The 16,003-nt window shown below is 68.0% G+C and carries 17 protein-coding genes; 11 read left to right on the top strand and 6 right to left on the bottom strand.

Annotation, left to right across the window (positions count from 1 at the left end; all coding sequences use genetic code 11):
- Nucleotides 1-7: 7 nt before the first annotated feature.
- The 4 genes from ASG07_RS01295 to ASG07_RS01310 form a co-directional block, all read right to left on the bottom strand.
- Nucleotides 8-1,165 carry a hypothetical protein gene (locus ASG07_RS01295; protein ID WP_236694476.1) on the bottom strand — a complete coding sequence of 386 codons (1,158 nt, stop codon included), beginning with the start codon at nucleotides 1,163-1,165 and terminating at the stop codon, nucleotides 8-10.
- A gap of 183 nt (nucleotides 1,166-1,348) precedes the next feature.
- The gene (locus tag ASG07_RS01300) at nucleotides 1,349-2,887 is read right to left on the bottom strand and encodes a CpaF family protein (protein ID WP_082474413.1); all 1,539 of its coding nucleotides are present in this window, start codon (nucleotides 2,885-2,887) and stop codon (nucleotides 1,349-1,351) included.
- A 107-nt stretch (nucleotides 2,888-2,994) separates the two neighbouring features.
- Complete coding sequence (locus ASG07_RS01305; RefSeq protein ID WP_055841107.1) at nucleotides 2,995-4,017, bottom strand: bifunctional transcriptional activator/DNA repair enzyme AdaA; 1,023 nt, start codon at nucleotides 4,015-4,017, stop codon at nucleotides 2,995-2,997.
- A 74-nt stretch (nucleotides 4,018-4,091) separates the two neighbouring features.
- Nucleotides 4,092-5,018, bottom strand: a complete 927-nt coding sequence (locus ASG07_RS01310) for a hypothetical protein (RefSeq protein ID WP_055841111.1) — start codon at nucleotides 5,016-5,018, stop codon at nucleotides 4,092-4,094.
- Between the two features lie 192 nt (nucleotides 5,019-5,210).
- On the opposite strand from ASG07_RS01310, the gene ASG07_RS01315 reads away from it, so the two are divergent.
- The 6 genes from ASG07_RS01315 (at nucleotide 5,211) to ASG07_RS01340 (ending at nucleotide 10,357) form a co-directional block, all read left to right on the top strand.
- Complete coding sequence (locus ASG07_RS01315; protein ID WP_055841114.1) at nucleotides 5,211-5,780, top strand: F0F1 ATP synthase subunit delta; 570 nt, start codon at nucleotides 5,211-5,213, stop codon at nucleotides 5,778-5,780.
- A gap of 5 nt (nucleotides 5,781-5,785) precedes the next feature.
- Nucleotides 5,786-7,315 (top strand): F0F1 ATP synthase subunit alpha, encoded by a 1,530-nt coding sequence (gene atpA, locus ASG07_RS01320; RefSeq protein WP_055841117.1) that lies wholly within the window; start codon nucleotides 5,786-5,788, stop codon nucleotides 7,313-7,315.
- Nucleotides 7,316-7,609: a putative quinol monooxygenase gene (locus ASG07_RS01325; protein WP_055841121.1), complete on the top strand. Its 294-nt coding sequence runs from the start codon at nucleotides 7,316-7,318 to the stop codon at nucleotides 7,607-7,609. It abuts the gene before it with no gap.
- A 1-nt stretch (nucleotide 7,610) separates the two neighbouring features.
- On the top strand, nucleotides 7,611-8,498 hold the full coding sequence (locus tag ASG07_RS01330) for a F0F1 ATP synthase subunit gamma (protein ID WP_055841125.1): 888 nt from the start codon (nucleotides 7,611-7,613) through the stop codon (nucleotides 8,496-8,498).
- Nucleotides 8,499-8,523: 25 nt separating this feature from the next.
- Nucleotides 8,524-10,005, top strand: coding sequence for a F0F1 ATP synthase subunit beta (gene atpD, locus ASG07_RS01335; RefSeq protein ID WP_055841128.1), 1,482 nt, complete (start codon nucleotides 8,524-8,526; stop codon nucleotides 10,003-10,005).
- Nucleotides 10,006-10,105: 100 nt separating this feature from the next.
- Nucleotides 10,106-10,357: an ATP synthase F1 subunit epsilon gene (locus tag ASG07_RS01340; protein WP_055841131.1), complete on the top strand. Its 252-nt coding sequence runs from the start codon at nucleotides 10,106-10,108 to the stop codon at nucleotides 10,355-10,357.
- Between the two features lie 54 nt (nucleotides 10,358-10,411).
- On the opposite strand, the gene ASG07_RS01345 is transcribed toward ASG07_RS01340, so the two are convergent.
- The gene (locus ASG07_RS01345) at nucleotides 10,412-11,617 is read right to left on the bottom strand and encodes a penicillin-binding protein activator (protein ID WP_055841134.1); all 1,206 of its coding nucleotides are present in this window, start codon (nucleotides 11,615-11,617) and stop codon (nucleotides 10,412-10,414) included.
- Nucleotides 11,618-11,627: 10 nt separating this feature from the next.
- Between ASG07_RS01345 and rsmI the strand changes: the two genes are divergently transcribed.
- From rsmI to ASG07_RS01370, 5 genes are all read left to right on the top strand, one after another.
- Nucleotides 11,628-12,467: a 16S rRNA (cytidine(1402)-2'-O)-methyltransferase gene (gene rsmI / locus ASG07_RS01350; protein WP_055842778.1), complete on the top strand. Its 840-nt coding sequence runs from the start codon at nucleotides 11,628-11,630 to the stop codon at nucleotides 12,465-12,467.
- A gap of 168 nt (nucleotides 12,468-12,635) precedes the next feature.
- A complete protein-coding gene (locus ASG07_RS01355; RefSeq protein WP_055841138.1) occupies nucleotides 12,636-12,935 on the top strand; it encodes a hypothetical protein in 300 nt (99 codons plus the stop codon).
- Between the two features lie 54 nt (nucleotides 12,936-12,989).
- Nucleotides 12,990-13,355: a YraN family protein gene (locus ASG07_RS01360; protein ID WP_055841141.1), complete on the top strand. Its 366-nt coding sequence runs from the start codon at nucleotides 12,990-12,992 to the stop codon at nucleotides 13,353-13,355.
- A gap of 60 nt (nucleotides 13,356-13,415) precedes the next feature.
- A complete protein-coding gene (gene gshB / locus ASG07_RS01365) occupies nucleotides 13,416-14,402 on the top strand; it encodes a glutathione synthase (protein ID WP_055841144.1) in 987 nt (328 codons plus the stop codon).
- Between the two features lie 47 nt (nucleotides 14,403-14,449).
- Nucleotides 14,450-15,055, top strand: a complete 606-nt coding sequence (locus ASG07_RS01370) for a DedA family protein (RefSeq protein ID WP_055841147.1) — start codon at nucleotides 14,450-14,452, stop codon at nucleotides 15,053-15,055.
- A 9-nt stretch (nucleotides 15,056-15,064) separates the two neighbouring features.
- Here the strand turns inward: ASG07_RS01370 and ASG07_RS01375 are convergent, their stop codons facing one another.
- On the bottom strand, nucleotides 15,065-15,952 hold the full coding sequence (locus ASG07_RS01375) for a tyrosine recombinase XerC (RefSeq protein WP_055841150.1): 888 nt from the start codon (nucleotides 15,950-15,952) through the stop codon (nucleotides 15,065-15,067).
- Between the last annotated feature and the right edge of the window lie 51 nt (nucleotides 15,953-16,003).

The raw sequence follows: 16,003 nt of genomic DNA on the forward strand, positions 1-16,003 counted from the left end.
CGATGCTTCAATAAAAGCGTTTCAGCGTCAGCCGGCGCTCCTCGCCACCACACAGGGTCAGCCGCACTACCGTTCCCGGCGCGCCGATCGACCACGCCGCCATCCGGTTCTCCGCATAGTCCGCGGGCACCGGTACGCCGTCGACCGCGCAGATCGTCTCCCCCGCGCGCCAGCCCGCCGCCGCCGCCGGCCCGCCGCGCATCACGTGCAGCACGCTCAGCCGGTCTTTCGCGACGCCGAGCAGGATACCGCTGGTGGAGCGGAGCGGCGGTGTAGGATCGTCCAGCCGCAGGACCATGCGCCCGGCACCGGGGTCCAGCAGCACGCGGTAATGCTGCAGGAAGCTGGACCCGATCCGCCCCGCGACGCCTATCGCCTGGCTGAACCCGCCCGCCGGCTCGACGCGCAACTCGACCTCCCCGGTGGTCAGAGTTCCCAGTTTCAGCGACGGCACGATCGCCAGATCGGTGACCAGCGGTCCCGCCAGACCGAAGCCGATCGCCGTGGTGGTGGTCACCCCCGGCGGCGCGGCGGCGCGCCATTCCGGGCCGGTGATCGTCACCGACGCCCCGTCGCCGGTATCCACGATCATCGGCGCCAGCCGCCGCGTGCCCAGCGTCACGCTGGTCTCGTAGACCCGCCGCTCTCGGGAGATCGTCAACGGCGCGGTCGCCCCGGCGAAGGGAAGACGGCCGGACGGCAGCACCCGGAATCGGCGACGGGCGTAATCGATGTCGAGCGCCCCCTTCGCCAGCAGGTCACGCCCGACCAACAGGTCGACCGCCTCCGTCCGCCCGGTCGCGGCGGCGGGCAGCGCGGCGACCGCGACTGATCCGCCGCGCCGCTCGACCGCGCCGAAGGTCACGTTGCGTGTCGCCATCCATCCGATCGGCACCGCCCCGCCGATCGCCGCCGCGGTCCCGCCGGTCTTGACCCGCGCCGGCACCAGCGCGGCTGAGGTGCGCGCCAGCAGGGTGACGCTGACCCCGGTGTCGAGGATTGCGGTGACCTTTCGTCCGTCGAGGGTCGCGTCGAACAGGATCTGGTTGCCCGGCGTCAGCGTGAACGAGACCCAACGCGTTTCGGCATCGGATGCGATCGTGACGGTGCCCGCCGGCGGCTCGGCCGCGACGGGGGAAGCGAGAAGAAGGAGCAGGGCCAGCACGCGGGCGGCTCTAGCGGGTTATGCGGGGCAGGGCGAACGGGCATGTCCGCCGATCCGCGTGCGTCATGCCGGGCCTGTCCCGGCATCCACGGTGTCGCGAACCCGCCACCTGAGCATATGCGGCACGGCGGATGCCGGAACGAGCCCGGCATGACGAAGACGATGGGCTACGCGGACAGCGCCCTACAGGCACGCCTCCAGATACGCCTGATCGAACCCGAACTGCTTGGCCTTGTCCAGCGTGTAGGGGCGCAGACCCATCGAGCGATACTCGCCGAGGATCTTGCCGTCCGCCGACTCGTCCAGATATTCGAACTTGAAGAGTTCCTGTGTGACGATGACGGGGCCTTCCATGCCGATCACCTCGGTGACGTTGGTCACGCGGCGCGAACCGTCGCGCAGGCGCTTCACCTGGATGATGAGATCGACCGAATCGGCGATCTGGCGGCTGATCGCCTCCTTCGGGACCTTGATATCGGACATCATGACCATGTTCTCCATACGCGCCAGCGCCTCGCGGGGGCTGTTGCTGTGGAGCGTGCACATCGATCCGTCGTGGCCCGTGTTCATGGCCGCGAGCATGTCAAAACACTCGCTGCCGCGGATTTCGCCCAAGATGATGCGATCCGGGCGCATACGCAGCGCGTTCTTGACGAGGTCGCGGATGCTGATCTCGCCCTGACCCTCCAGATTGGCGGGCCGGGTTTCCAGCGGCAGCCAGTGCGGCTGTTGCAGGCGAAGTTCGGCCGCGTCCTCGATCGTCAGCACGCGCTCGCCCGGGTCGATCATCTTCGACAAGGCGTTGAGCATCGTCGTCTTGCCCGAACCGGTACCGCCCGAGATCACGACGTTGAAGCGGCTGGCCCCCGCGATCTTCAGTGCGGTCGCCATCTTGGGCGACATGCTACCGAAGCCGGCCATCATGTCGATCGTGATCGGCTTGGCGGAGAATTTACGAATCGACAGCGCCGTGCCGCGGAGGCTCAGTGGCGGGACGATGACGTTGACGCGGGACCCATCCTTCAGGCGGGCGTCGGCCAGCGGCGTGGTCTGGTCGACGCGGCGACCGACCGAGTTCACGATCCGCTGCGCGATCTGGAACAGATGCTCCTCGTCGCGGAACTGGATTGGGGCGAGTTCCAGCTTGCCCTTGCGCTCGACATAGGTCTGGTCGGGGCCGTTGACCATGATGTCGCTGATCGCCGGATCGGCGAGCAATTCCTCCAGCGGCCCAAGACCCAGCAGTTCGTCGACCAGCACCTTTTCCAGCGCGAACTGCTCGCGGCGGTTCAGCGTCAGCTTCAGTTCGGCCAGCACCTCGTGGATGATCGGCCGGAATTCTTCCGCCAACTCGTCCTTGCCCAATGTCGCCGCGGCTTCCGGATCGACGCGTTCCAGCAGGCGCGGCAGCACCTGCTCCTTGATCTTGTGGATCGAGGCTTCGAACCCCTCGACGCGGCTCGATCCCGCTTCGCCGCTGGCGGCCTGACGGTCGGCCAGCCGCTGCATCGCATCGGCCTGCGGTGCGGCGAAGACGGTGTCCGATTCGCCCGGCATCGGCGTCAGCATGTCGATCGAGGGGAATTGCTGGCCGCCCTGCTGCCCAGCGTCCGTTTCGGTGCGGGCCGCGGGGCCGCCACCCTGCATCGGCCGTGCGACTCCGAACGCCGGTCGCGCTCCCTGACCCGACCCCATTCCGTTTCGACGTCCGAACGCACTCATGCCGCGACCTCAACTTGTTCGCATGCCGGACTAACCGCCAAGGTTTTACATTTGCCTAACCAAACCTGCTTCGCCGCTGCCCCGTTTCCCGGCAGCACGCCGCGGCCTCATGGACGCTCGCGATCCAGCAGCGCCCGCTTCCGTTCCGGGCCGTAGGCATAGCCGCCGATCGATCCGTCGCGCTTCGTCACCCGGTGGCAGGGGATCACCACGGCCACGCCATTCGCACCGCACGCGGTGCCCGCCGCCCGCACCGCACCCGGCCGGCCCGCCATCGCCGCCAGTTCGGCATAGCTGATCGTCTCCCCCCGGGGGATCGTCCGCAGCGTGCGCCACACCGCTTCCTGAAAGACGGTGCCGCGCACGTCGAGCGGCAGGTCGGCGGCCCCCGCGGGTTGCTCCACCTCCACAACGACGCGCGCGGCGAGGTCGGCCAGCGCCGCACCGCCCGCGATTACCTCCGCGGCGGGAAAGCGTGCCTTCAGCGCCGCTTCATCCTCGTCGAACGCGACGCGGCACAGCCCCTTGTCGGTCGCGGCGATCATCAGCGGGCCGAGCGTCGTCGCCGCCACCGTCCAGCGGATCGTCGCGCCGGCACCTCCTTTGATCCACGCGTTCGGCGTCATGCCCAGCCGGGCGGCGGCGCTGTCGTAGAAGCGACTCGGCGCGGTATAGCCCGCCTCGTAGATCGCGTCCGTCACGGTGTCCTCCCTCGATAGCGCCTCGACCGCGCGGGCTTCGCGTCGTGCGCGCGCATAGGCTGCGGGGCTCAGGCCCGTGGCCCGCGTGAACAGCCGCTGGAAATGATGCGGGGCATAGCCGACCCGTGTCGCCAGCTCGGCCAGCGTCATCGCGTCACCCGATTCGAGCAGCGCGGCGGCGGCGGCCACCGCCGTCCGATCGCGACCGACACTGTCCGGCGTACAGCGCAGGCATGCGCGAAACCCCGCCGCCCGCGCCGCCGCACCGTCCGTATAGAAGTCGACATTCTCCCGCCGGGGATGCCGCGCCGGGCAACTCGGCTTGCAATAGATGCGCGTCGTCCGCACGCCGACGACGAAGCGCCCGTCGGCGGCGCGATCCCGCGCGGCAAAGGCGGCCCAGGCGCTGTCGGGATCGATGCGGTCCATGTCGCCCGGCCTACGCCCTTCGCCGCCCGTCCGCATCCTGCCGCTTGCGGTCAAAGCCGGGCCACCGCTTGCGGTCAAAGCCGGGCGTCATTCCGTGCCTTTTGCACGTCCGCCATCTGCCGCTCGCCGGCCATCAGTCGCTCGACCCGGCCAAGTGCCTTCCGCGCGTCGTCGGCATCGCCCGGCAGCCATGCGGCTACGCTGGCATAGCCCGCCTGCGCCCGGGCGTAATCGCCGCGTGATTCCGCGCACAGCGCGACATTGTAGCGCGTGGACGGATGCGGCGCGCGGGCCTCGATCGCAGCGAAGGCGTCGCAGGCGGCCGGGACATCGGTCTTCGTCCAGCCCACCGCCGCCTTGAAGATCGCGGCATCCGCCCCGGTCATGCCGTTGCGCCCCTCGCGGATGCGCGGCGTCCAGCTCTCCCGATGCGGCGCGACATCGACACGAACCTGCGCCGCGACCGCCGCCAGCATCCGGTCGACGGTCGATCCCACGTCGGACAGCGTGCCCGAATCCTCGCAAGCCTCGTCGCTCGCCTCCTGCGCGATCGGGCGGGCGAACAGGACCCGGTCGTCACGCCGCCGCACCAGCCGCCAGTCGCCATGCAGGGACACGCTCCGCCGGACACATTCCACGCGATATCGCTCGTGCCGCACGCACTCCTTCTTCACCTTCTCGGCGCAGCGTTTGCGGGTTTCGAAATAGCCGCTCTCCGCCACGTCGACGCCGGCCTGACCATCGATCACCCCGTCCGCCGCCCCGGGGCGTGCGACGAGATCGAAGAACGGACGCGGCTCGTCATCCGCCTGCGCCAGCCGCGCGCCGATCACGCCCGCAACCGCATCGCCGTCCGGCCCGCCGAACCGGGCCACGGCGATCGTACGGAGCATCGGCGCATCCGCCGTGGCGGCGGGGAGCATGCCGGTCACGCGGATCGTCTCCGCCGCGACCGGGGAGGCCATCATCATCATCGCCGCCACCACGCCCCGGACCCGCATCGCCGCTCTCCATTCGTTGCGGGGGCGATATGGTCCCCAGCCTGAACAGCCGCTGGCCGGATGCCGACGAAGCCGCACGGCTTGCACAATCGCGGACCTCATGCTAGCCGCCCGCCAGCCCTTCGGAGGCGCGTTTCGCGCGCCCCGTGGTGTTGGGCATCATCCGTTACGGCGACGAGGAATTCCAGGTCCGTGGAGACTTCCGGAGGTATTGCAGGCGGCGGCATCCAGGCGAGCCTGGGTGGACGCTACGCGCTCGCGCTGTTCGAGCTGGCGCAGGACGCGAAGGCGATCGACGCCGTCGAGGCCAGTCTGACGACGGTGCGCGACGCGTTGGCGCAGTCGGACGATTTTCGCACGCTGACGACCAGCCCGATGGTCGGCCGCGGTCCGGCGGTGAAGGCGGTGCTTGCCACTGCCGACGCGCTGGGGATCGACGCCACGACGAAGAGCTTCCTCGGCGTGCTCGCGGAGAACCGCCGTCTGGCGCAGCTTCCCGCGATCATTCGCGCCTTCCGCAAACTCGCCTCGCGCTACCGCGGTGAAGTGTCGGCGGAGGTGACCAGCGCCCACCCGCTCGACGAGAACCAAATTTCCGAACTGCGGCAGCAGCTTCGTACCCGTGTCGGGCGTGAGGTGTCGGTCGACCTGTCGGTCGATCCGGCGCTGCTCGGCGGGCTCGTCGTCCGCATCGGTTCCCAGATGATCGATTCGTCGATCCGTACCCGTTTGAATGCGCTCGCCAGCGCGATGAAGGGCTGAAGATAATGGATATCCGCGCCGCAGAAATCTCCAAGGTCATCAAGGACCAGATCGCCAATTTCGGCACCGAGGCGCAGGTCTCCGAAACCGGTCAGGTGCTGTCGGTCGGCGACGGCATCGCACGCATCTACGGCCTCGACAACGTCCAGGCGGGCGAGATGGTCGAGTTCGCCAACGGCGTGCAGGGCATGGCCCTCAACCTCGAAGCCGATAACGTCGGCGTCGTGATCTTCGGCTCGGACGCCGAAATCCGCGAGGGCGACACCGTCAAGCGCACCGGCACGATCGTCGACGTCCCCGTCGGCAAGGGCCTGCTCGGTCGCGTCGTGGACGGTCTCGGCAATCCGATCGACGGCAAGGGTCCGATCGTCAGCGACCAGCGCAGCCGGGTCGAGGTCAAGGCCCCCGGGATCATCCCGCGCCAGTCGGTCTCGGAGCCGATGCAGTCGGGCCTGAAGGCGATCGACGCCCTCGTCCCGGTCGGCCGCGGTCAGCGCGAGCTCATCATCGGCGATCGCCAGACCGGCAAGTCCGCCGTCGCGATCGACACCTTCATCAATCAGAAGGGTGTCAATTCCGGCAGCGACGAATCCAAGAAGCTGTATTGCGTCTATGTCGCTGTCGGCCAGAAGCGCTCGACGGTGGCGCAGCTCGTCAAGACGCTCGAAGAGAATGGCGCGATGGAATATTCCATCGTCGTCGCCGCGACCGCATCGGAGCCCGCTCCGCTCCAGTTCCTCGCGCCCTATACCGGCGCGGCGATGGGCGAGTATTTCCGTGACAATGGCATGCACGCGCTGATCGTGTTCGACGATCTGTCGAAGCAGGCGGTCGCCTATCGCCAGATGTCGCTGCTGCTGCGCCGTCCGCCGGGCCGTGAGGCGTATCCGGGCGACGTGTTCTATCTGCACTCGCGCCTGCTGGAGCGTGCCGCCAAGATGTCGGACGCCAATGGCGGCGGCTCGTTGACCGCGCTGCCGATCATCGAGACGCAGGCGGGCGACGTGTCGGCCTACATTCCGACCAACGTGATCTCGATCACCGATGGCCAGATCTTCCTCGAAACCGACCTGTTTTTCGCGGGCATCCGCCCGGCGATCAACGTCGGCCTGTCGGTCAGCCGCGTCGGCTCCGCCGCGCAGACCAAGGCGATGAAGAAGGTGTCCGGCTCGATCAAGCTCGAGCTGGCGCAGTATCGCGAGATGGCGGCGTTCGCGCAGTTCGGCTCGGACCTCGACGCGTCGACGCAGAAGCTGCTGAACCGCGGCGCGCGCCTGACCGAGCTGCTGAAGCAGAAGCAGTTCTCGCCGATGCCGTTCGAGGAGCAGACCGCGTCGATCTTCGCCGGTACGCAAGGCTATCTCGACACGGTGCCGGTCGCCGACGTGACCCGGTATGAAGCCGCGATGCTGCAGGATCTGCGCGCCAACCATGCCGGCGTCCTGACCAAGATCCGCGAGACGCGCGATCTGGGCGACGAGGCGAAGTCTGGGCTGAAGGCTGCGCTGGACCAATTCGCGAAGACCTTCGCGTAGGTGGCGTTGACCTATCTCGCGGAGATCGATCTCAAATCCGACTGTTTCGATGCGGCGTGTCGGGCGGTGGCCGGGATCGTTTCTGCGACGCGGGCGGAAACTGGCTGTGAGCGGTTCGATCCGCATCCGGCTGCTGACGGATCGCCCCGGCTCTACATCTACGAGCGCTGGACCGACCGGGCGGCGTTCGATCATCACCACGCGCAGGATTATACGCGCGCGGTGTTCAAGCGTTACGAGGATTGGCTCGCCGGGCCGGTCCGAATGACTGAACTCGCGGACGGACTGGCGTAAGATGGCAAGTTTGAAGGCCCTCAAGGTTCGGATCAACTCGGTCAAATCGACCCAGAAGATCACCAAGGCGATGAAGATGGTGGCCGCCGCCAAGCTGCGCCGTGCGCAGGAGGCGGCGGTCGCCGCGCGCCCCTATGCCGATCGGCTGGAAGGCGTGATGGCCAGCATTGCCGGCCGCGTCGGCATCGCGCCGGGCGCATCGCCGCTGCTGGCGGGTACCGGCAAGGATCAGGTCCACCTGATCGTCGTCGCCACTTCCGAGCGCGGCCTCGCGGGCGCGTTCAACACGAACATCGTCCGCGCCGCCCGCAAGAAGGCTGACGCGCTGATCGCGGACGGCAAAACGGTGAAGTTCTACATCGCCGGCAAGAAGGGCCGCGTGTTGCGCCGTTTCTACCCGACGATGATCGCCGCCGATCACGAGATGGGCCACATCAAGAAGCTGGCGTTCGACGATGCGCGCGCGATCGCCGACGACGTGATCGCCCGCTTCACCGCTGGCGAGTTCGACGTTGCGCACCTGTTCTACGCCAAGTTCGTCTCGGCGCTGGTGCAGGAGCCGACCGGGATCCAGCTCGTCCCGGTGCCGCTGTCCAGCATCAAGGGCGCGACCGGCAAGGCCGATGCCCCGGCGGCGGTGACCGAGTACGAGCCGAGCGAGGAGGCGATCCTTGCCGACCTGCTGCCGCGCAACGTCGCGATCCAGATCTTCCGCGCGCTGCTGGAAAACGCGGCGTCGGAGCAGGGCAGCCGCATGAACGCGATGGAAAACGCGACGAAGAACGCGGGCGACATGATAAACCGCCTGTCGATCCAGTATAACCGCACCCGTCAGGCCGCGATCACGACCGAACTGGTCGAGATCATCTCGGGCGCCGAAGCGCTCTAAAAGTTTCGAAGCAGGAAGAACCGCAATGGCAACCGTCGTAGACGACATCCGCCCGACGCAGTCGACGGGCAGCAGCAACACCACCGGCACGATCTCGCAGATCATCGGCGCGGTCGTCGACGTGCACTTCCCCGAGCAGTTGCCGGCGATCCTGTCGGCGCTGGAGACCGACAACAACGGTAGCCGCCTCGTTCTCGAAGTCGCCCAGCATCTCGGTGAGAACACCGTCCGCACGATCGCGATGGACGCGACCGAGGGTCTGACCCGCGGCCAGAGCGTGCGCGACACAGGCGCGCAGATCTCCGTGCCGGTCGGCCCGGCGACGCTCGGCCGCATCCTGAACGTCATCGGCGAGCCGATCGATGAGCGTGGTCCGGTCGCGACCGACATGCGCAACCCGATCCACGCGCCCGCGCCGCTGTTCGTCGACCAGTCGACCGAGAACGCGATTTTGGTCACCGGCATCAAGGTCATCGATCTGCTCGCGCCGTACGCGAAGGGCGGCAAGATCGGCCTGTTCGGCGGCGCCGGCGTCGGCAAGACCGTGCTGATCCAGGAACTCATCAACAACATCGCCAAGGGCCATGGCGGCACCTCGGTGTTCGCGGGCGTCGGCGAGCGTACCCGCGAGGGTAACGATCTGTACCACGAATTCCTCGACGCGGGCGTCATCGCCAAGGATGCCGACGGCAATCCGCAGTCGGAGGGTTCGAAGGTCGCGCTGGTGTTCGGCCAGATGAACGAGCCGCCCGGCGCCCGCGCCCGCGTCGCCCTTTCGGGCCTGACCATCGCCGAATATTTCCGCGATCAGGAAGGGCAGGACGTGCTCTTCTTCGTCGACAACATCTTCCGCTTCACGCAGGCGGGCGCGGAAGTGTCGGCACTGCTCGGTCGCATCCCGTCGGCGGTGGGCTATCAGCCGACGCTGTCGACGGACATGGGCGCGTTGCAGGAGCGGATCACGTCGACCAACAAGGGGTCGATCACCTCGGTGCAGGCCGTCTACGTTCCCGCGGACGATCTGACCGATCCGGCCCCCGCGACGTCGTTCGCTCACTTGGACGCGACGACCGTGCTCAACCGCGCGATCTCGGAGCTGGGCATCTATCCGGCGGTCGATCCGCTCGACTCCACGTCGCGCGTGCTCGAACCGCGCGTCGTCGGTCAGGAGCATTACGATACCGCTCGCGCGGTGCAGTCGCTGCTCCAGCGCTACAAGTCGTTGCAGGACATCATCGCCATCCTCGGCATGGACGAACTGTCCGAAGAGGATAAGCTGACCGTCACGCGCGCCCGCAAGATCCAGCGTTTCCTGTCGCAGCCGTTCCACGTCGCCGAGGTCTTCACGGGCATCGCCGGCAAGTTCGTGCAGATCGAAGATACGATCCGCTCGTTCAAGGCTGTCGTCGACGGCGAGTACGACCATCTTCCGGAAGCGGCCTTCTACATGGTCGGTGGCATCGACGAGGTCGTCGCCAAGGCCGAGAAGATGGCGCAGGACGCGTAATCGACGACCGGCTCCTCCCGCTGCGGGAGGGCCGGTCGACTGCCTGCGCTTCTTCGGAAAGGCTCTCCCTCGGCTGCGGGAGGGGAGAAGGTAACAGACCATGCTGCACTTCGAACTCGTCACCCCCGAAAAGCTCGTCCGGTCGGAGGAGGTCCATATGGTCGTCGTCCCCGGCACGGAGGGCGACTTCGGCGTGCTGGAGGGGCATGCGCCCTTCATGTCCACCGTGCGCGACGGCGCGATCCAGGTCTTTCGCACCGCCGGTGGCGCAGCCGAGACGATCGCGATCCAGGGCGGCTTCGCGGAGGTCAACGACAAGGGGCTGACGGTTCTCGCCGAACACGCCGGCTGATCGGTCCATCGCGTCATGCCGGGACCAGCCCGGCATGACGGATGATTGCCTTCGTTACTTCCCGAACCCGCCCGGGGCCGGTGACACCGTGACCGCCGTGCCGCCGCGAATCTCCTGAACCTCCAGCGCGCGTTCGGCGACGCCGTCGCGTCCGAAACGGAACGCACCGTCGATGCCGGCGAAACCGTCGCCGTCGCGCAGCCGCGCCTCCGGGAATGGCGTCCCCACCGCCCAGTCGCGCGATATCCGCACAGTCAGCAGCACGGAATCGTAGCCGAGGCTCGACAGCCGATACGGTGCCGCCCCGAACCGGGCACGGTATTTCGTTGCATATTGCCGGTATAGGCCGTTCGATACGCTGGCATACCACGCCCCGGTCAGCGCCGCCCGCGAACCGATATTCGCTTCGCTGTTCCACAGTTCGGTGCCGAGAATACGCGTGCCCGCGCCGACGCCGCGCTTGACCAGCGGCGCGGCCGCCGCCGCGGTCGCGCCGCCATCGGCGATCAGCACCGCATCATACGGAGCCTTGGCGTTCAGCCGCTGCACCGCCGTCGTCATGCCGCCCGACGTGCGACCATAGGCTTGAAGCGATACGACCTGTCCGCCCGCACTCTCGACCGCGCGCAAGAAGCTGGTCGACGCGCGTTCCCCGTACAGGCCGTTGGGCACCAGCCCCGCGAAGCTCGTCACGCCGCGACCGCGCGCATAGCTGACGACCCGGTCCACCGACTGTGCCGGGACGTAGCCCATGACATAGGTGCCGCCGCCCGCGACGCCGGTGTCGTTGGAGAAGCTCAGCACCGGCACCTTGGCCGCCTTCGCGACCGGGGCCACCGCGCGGACGTCGTCCGCCAGCAACGGTCCCAGGATCAATTGCGCGCCCTCCGCGATCGCGCGCTGCGCCGCATTCGCCGCGCCCGTGGCGGTGTCGTAGTTGGTGATCCGCACCGACCGGTTCTGCGTGTCGAGCAGTGCCAGCATCGTCGCGTTGGCGATCGACTGGCCCACGCCCGCATTGCTGCCGCTGAGCGGCACCAGCAGCGCGACGCGGTTGCGCCCCTCGTCGCGCGGCAGTCCCGCCTGCACGCCCGTATCGACGCGTGGAGCCGCGGCGACCGGCGCGCGCGTCGTCGGCGCAGGCGGCTCTACACCACGCGGCAACACCGTCTGGCACCCCCCGAGCAGTCCGGCTGTCGCCAACGCGGTCCAGTGCACGCGGCGGAACGCCCGTTGCGGCATCGATGCGGCCTCTGCCATGTACGTCCCCATGCAAGATTTTCTTCCCGGGCTGTACATCGTCGCCACCCCCATCGGCAATCTCGGCGATCTGTCGCCCCGCGCGGCGGCGGTTCTGGGCGCAGCCGGCGTGATCGCGGTGGAGGACAGCCGCGTCACCGCCGGATTGCTGCGGCATATCGGCATCAAGACGCCGATGACGCCCTATCACGATCACAATGCGGAAGGGGTCCGCCCCGGCCTGATCGCGCGCATGGCGACGGAGATCGTCGCGCTGGTATCGGACGCGGGCACGCCGTTGATCTCCGATCCCGGTTACAAGCTGGTCCGCGATGCGCGTGCGGCGGGGCATCTGGTCGCGACGATCCCCGGCCCTTGCGCGGCAGTGGCGGCTCTGACTCTGGCGGGGTTGCCGACCGACCGGTTCCTGTTTCTGGGATTTCTGCCGCCCAAGGAAAAGGCGCGGGCCGACGCCATCGCGGAGATCGCGGGCGTGCGCGCCACGCTGGTCCTCTACGAATCGGGTCCGCGACTGGCCGCCTGTCTGGCGGCGCTGGCGGCGGGGCTTGGGGACCGCGATGCCGCTGTCACCCGCGAAATCTCCAAACGGTTCGAGGAGGCGGTCACCGGCACGCTCTCGATGCTGGCCGCGCGCTATGCCGAGGCCGCACCGAAGGGGGAGATCGCGGTCGTTGTCGCGCCGCCGCAAGCCGCCGCACCGGCCGACGCGCGCGATGTCGACGCCGCGCTGGCGGATGCGCTGACGCGCCTCACGACATCCCAGGCGGCAGGCGAGGTCGCGAAGGCGTTCGGGCTTGACCGGAAGTCGCTCTATGCAAGGGCGCTCGCCCGGAAAGCCGGTGCGAACTAATTCATGTTGCGAACATAATTGTTTAAACGTGTTGTGCGAGAAGAAAGCCGTCATCGACAATCATCATCGTTGCTGGAGAGTATCGTGGCTGACGGCCGCTACAGATTTGAAACCGATCCTGTTCGAAACTTCTTGCATGTGGAGTTGACGGGAACATGGGACCAGCCGATGGCGGTGACGTTTCTTGCCGATCTGGAAAGAACCATTCGCGCGATGATCGGTGCGGGGGCGACCTACGGCGAGTTCCGGACGATCGTCGACATGAGCGGCAAGAACATCCTGCCCCAGCACGCGGCGGCGGAATTCGCCAAGATTGTCCGACCCGATTCGCCGTCGCGCAAGATCGCCCTCGTCGTATCGGGATCGCTGCACCGGTTGCAGGCCAGGCGTCTGTCGTCCGCCGACAAGCACCGCATCTTCGACCGTCGGGAGGAGGCGCTGGAGTGGCTCTGGGCCGACGCCGCCTGACCGGGCGAGGTCATGGCGCTTGAGCGCGGGCGTGCGCTCCGCCACGCTGCCGCGATGCCTCGTTCCACACCCGATCGCCGCACCGCAGAAGCCGCCGGCCGCCGAGGCGAGCGGCTGGCAGGCTGGTGGCTTCGACTGAAAGGCTGGACCATTCTCGACCGGCGCGTCCGCACGCCGGCCGGCGAGGTCGATCTCGTCGCGCGAAAGGGCAATCTGATCGCGTTCGTCGAGGTGAAGACGCGTCGCAGTGCCGCCGAACTGGATCATGCGATCGACGAGCGCCGGCTGGCCCGTGTTGCGGCGGCGGCGGAGGTGTTGATGCCGCGTTACGCCGGGCCGGGCGACGATATCCGCGTCGATGTGATCCTGCTCGCACCCGGCACACGGCCGCGGCACATCGAGAATGCGTGGATCGGCTAGGGCTCGGGTGACTTCGCGGCGTCGCCCCCCTACATGCGCGGCAGATTTCAGGAGCCGTGCATGACCCTCACCGTCGCCGTCCAGATGGACCCGCTCGCCGGCATCAACATCGCCGGAGACTCGACGTTCGCGCTGATGCTGTCGGCGCAGGCGCGCGGACATCGGCTGTTCCACTATTCTGCGGAGGATCTGAACTGGTCCGACGGGCGGCTGTGGGCCAACGCCCATCCTGTCACGGTGCAGCGCGTCGACGGCGATCATTTCCGCTTCGGGCAGCCAGTGTCGCTCGATCTGGGCGAACAGGCCGACGTCGTGCTGATGCGACAGGACCCGCCCTTCGACCTCGGCTACATCACCGCGACGCATCTGCTGGAGCGGATCGCCGACCGGACGCTGGTGGTCAACGATCCGGCCAGCGTCCGCAACGCGCCGGAAAAGGTCTGGGTGCTCGACTTCGCCCGCTTCATGCCGCCCACGCTGGTGACGCGCTCGCTGGAGGAAGCGAAGGCGTTTCTCGCGAAGCACGGCGAGATCGTCGTCAAGCCGTTGCACGGCAATGGCGGCAAGGCGATCTTCAAGGTCGGTCGGGACGGCGCGAACCTGTCCGCGCTGATCGAGGTCTTCAACCAGACGTGGCGCGAACCGCACATGATCCAGGCGTTCCTGCCCGCCGTGGCGAAGGGGGACAAGCGGATCGTACTGGTCGACGGAGAGGTTGCGGGCGCGATCAACCGGTTGCCGGGGGAGGGGGAAATCCGCTCCAATCTCGCGGTCGGCGGTTCGGCGGAAAAGACCGGGCTGACCGCGCGCGAGCGGGAGATTTGCGCCGCGCTCGCCCCCGAACTGAAAGCACGCGGGCTGATCTTCGTCGGGATTGACGTGATCGGCGGCGAATGGCTGACGGAGATCAACGTCACCTCGCCCACCGGCATCGTTGCGATCGAAAAGTTCGACGGCACCGACGTCGCGGGCATGATCTGGGACGCGATCGAGGCGAAGGTCGGCGAGTCGAAAGTCGGCGAACGGAATGCGCGCCTGCCGCGTTGAGGCGCGATGTATCCGGACCATAAACCCGCCCACGCCCGGTTTCCGGCATGACCGACTTCATCATCGATCTGATCGCGCGGGGCGGTTATCTCGGCATTGTCTTCCTGATGGCGCTGGAGAACATATTTCCGCCGATCCCGTCGGAGGTCATCATGGGCCTTGGCGGCATGGCGGTCGCGCGTGGGCACATGACGCTCGGCTGGCTGATCGCGGCGGGGACGATCGGCACCGTCGTCGGCAACTACTTCTGGTACGCGGTGGGACGGAAGTTCGGCTATCAGGGATTGCGGCCGTTCGTCGACCGCTGGGGCCGGTGGCTGACGCTGGACTGGGAGGATGTCGAGAACATCACCCGCTTCTTCCACGATCGCGGTGGCTGGGTCGTGTTCGTGTTCCGCTTCATGCCCACCTTCCGCACGATGGTGTCCCTCCCCGCCGGCATGTCCTGCATGCCGCACTGGCGCTTCCTGATCGCGACGGCGGGCGGATCGGCGATCTGGAATGCGGTGCTGGCGCTGGCAGGCGTGTACCTCGATCGCCGGTTCGAATTGCTCGACCGCTATGTCGGGCCGCTCGCGGCGGCGCTGACGGTGGCGATCATCGGCTGGTACATCTATCGCGTCACCACCTGGAAGCCGCGCGCGGAACGCTGATTTCTTCCCTCACGCTCGCGGATGGGCGTTGCGGTAGACGTCGAGCAGGTGCGCGGCATCGACCGAGGTATAGACCTGCGTCGAGGACAGACTGGCATGGCCCAGCAACTCCTGCAACGCGCGCAGGTCGGCGCCGCGTCCCAGCAGGTGAGTCGCGAAACTGTGGCGGAGCGCGTGCGGCGTCGTCCGCTCCCCCAGCCCCAGACCGGCGCGCGCACGCTGCACCGCCGCCCGGACCACCCCCGCTGACAGGGTACCGCCGCGCGCGCCGCGGAACAGTGCTGCGTCGCGGTCCAGCCGCCACGGCACCTGCGCGACATAGTCGTCGATCGCGGTCCGCACCTGCGGCAGCAACGGCACGACGCGGGTCTTGGCGCGCTTGCCCGTCACGGTCAGCGTCTCGCCCAGCGGCAGCACCGACGCGGTCAGCGCCATCGCCTCGCCGATCCGCAGCCCCGCGCCATACAGCAGCAGCAGCACCGCCCAGTCGCGCGCGCCGATCCAAGGTGCGCTCGCATCGTCCGCGACCTCGCCCGCCAGCGCGAGAACATCGGCGGGGGCGACCGGCCGCGGTACGCCCTTCGCCACCTTCGGCCCGCGTAGACGCGGCGCGTCCGCACCCGCGAAGGCCAGAAATCCACGCACCGCCGACAGTTCGCGCGCGGCGGAGGCGTTGCCCAGCCCGTCAGTCCGCCGCCACGCCAGGAACGCGCGCAGGTCGGCCGCGCTGACGCCGCCCAGCGCCTCCTGCGTCACCACACCGCCCCAGTGTTCACCCAGAAACCGCAGCAGCCGCACGGCGGTGGCGCGGTACGCCCTGACCGTATGCTCCGACCGCCGCCGATCGCGCGCCAGATGCGCGGCCCAATCTTCGGCAAGGGGGAAGGGCAACTCCATTCCCTCTCCCTGCCACCGCCCAGCCTTTCGCGCGAGTCGATCCGTCGCCAT

It is taken from the genome of Sphingomonas sp. Leaf343, from assembly GCF_001423765.1.
GTDB lineage: Bacteria > Pseudomonadota > Alphaproteobacteria > Sphingomonadales > Sphingomonadaceae > Sphingomonas.

What these genes read in the sequence shown, in the direction of transcription:
- ASG07_RS01305 (WP_055841107.1), bottom strand. Translation starts at nt 4,017, where the DNA reads ATGGACCGCATCGATCCCGACAGCGCCTGGGCCGCCTTTGCCGCGCGG.
- ASG07_RS01310 (WP_055841111.1), bottom strand. Translation starts at nt 5,018, where the DNA reads ATGCGGGTCCGGGGCGTGGTGGCGGCGATGATGATGATGGCCTCCCCG.
- ASG07_RS01360 (WP_055841141.1), top strand. Translation starts at nt 12,990, where the DNA reads ATGCCTCGTTCCACACCCGATCGCCGCACCGCAGAAGCCGCCGGCCGC.
- ASG07_RS01370 (WP_055841147.1), top strand. Translation starts at nt 14,450, where the DNA reads ATGACCGACTTCATCATCGATCTGATCGCGCGGGGCGGTTATCTCGGC.
- ASG07_RS01330 (WP_055841125.1), top strand. Translation starts at nt 7,611, where the DNA reads ATGGCAAGTTTGAAGGCCCTCAAGGTTCGGATCAACTCGGTCAAATCG.
- ASG07_RS01340 (WP_055841131.1), top strand. Translation starts at nt 10,106, where the DNA reads ATGCTGCACTTCGAACTCGTCACCCCCGAAAAGCTCGTCCGGTCGGAG.
- rsmI (WP_055842778.1), top strand. Translation starts at nt 11,628, where the DNA reads ATGCAAGATTTTCTTCCCGGGCTGTACATCGTCGCCACCCCCATCGGC.
- atpA (WP_055841117.1), top strand. Translation starts at nt 5,786, where the DNA reads ATGGATATCCGCGCCGCAGAAATCTCCAAGGTCATCAAGGACCAGATC.
- ASG07_RS01345 (WP_055841134.1), bottom strand. Translation starts at nt 11,617, where the DNA reads ATGGCAGAGGCCGCATCGATGCCGCAACGGGCGTTCCGCCGCGTGCAC.
- ASG07_RS01375 (WP_055841150.1), bottom strand. Translation starts at nt 15,952, where the DNA reads ATGGAGTTGCCCTTCCCCCTTGCCGAAGATTGGGCCGCGCATCTGGCG.
- gshB (WP_055841144.1), top strand. Translation starts at nt 13,416, where the DNA reads ATGACCCTCACCGTCGCCGTCCAGATGGACCCGCTCGCCGGCATCAAC.
- ASG07_RS01355 (WP_055841138.1), top strand. Translation starts at nt 12,636, where the DNA reads ATGGCGGTGACGTTTCTTGCCGATCTGGAAAGAACCATTCGCGCGATG.
- atpD (WP_055841128.1), top strand. Translation starts at nt 8,524, where the DNA reads ATGGCAACCGTCGTAGACGACATCCGCCCGACGCAGTCGACGGGCAGC.
- ASG07_RS01300 (WP_082474413.1), bottom strand. Translation starts at nt 2,887, where the DNA reads ATGAGTGCGTTCGGACGTCGAAACGGAATGGGGTCGGGTCAGGGAGCG.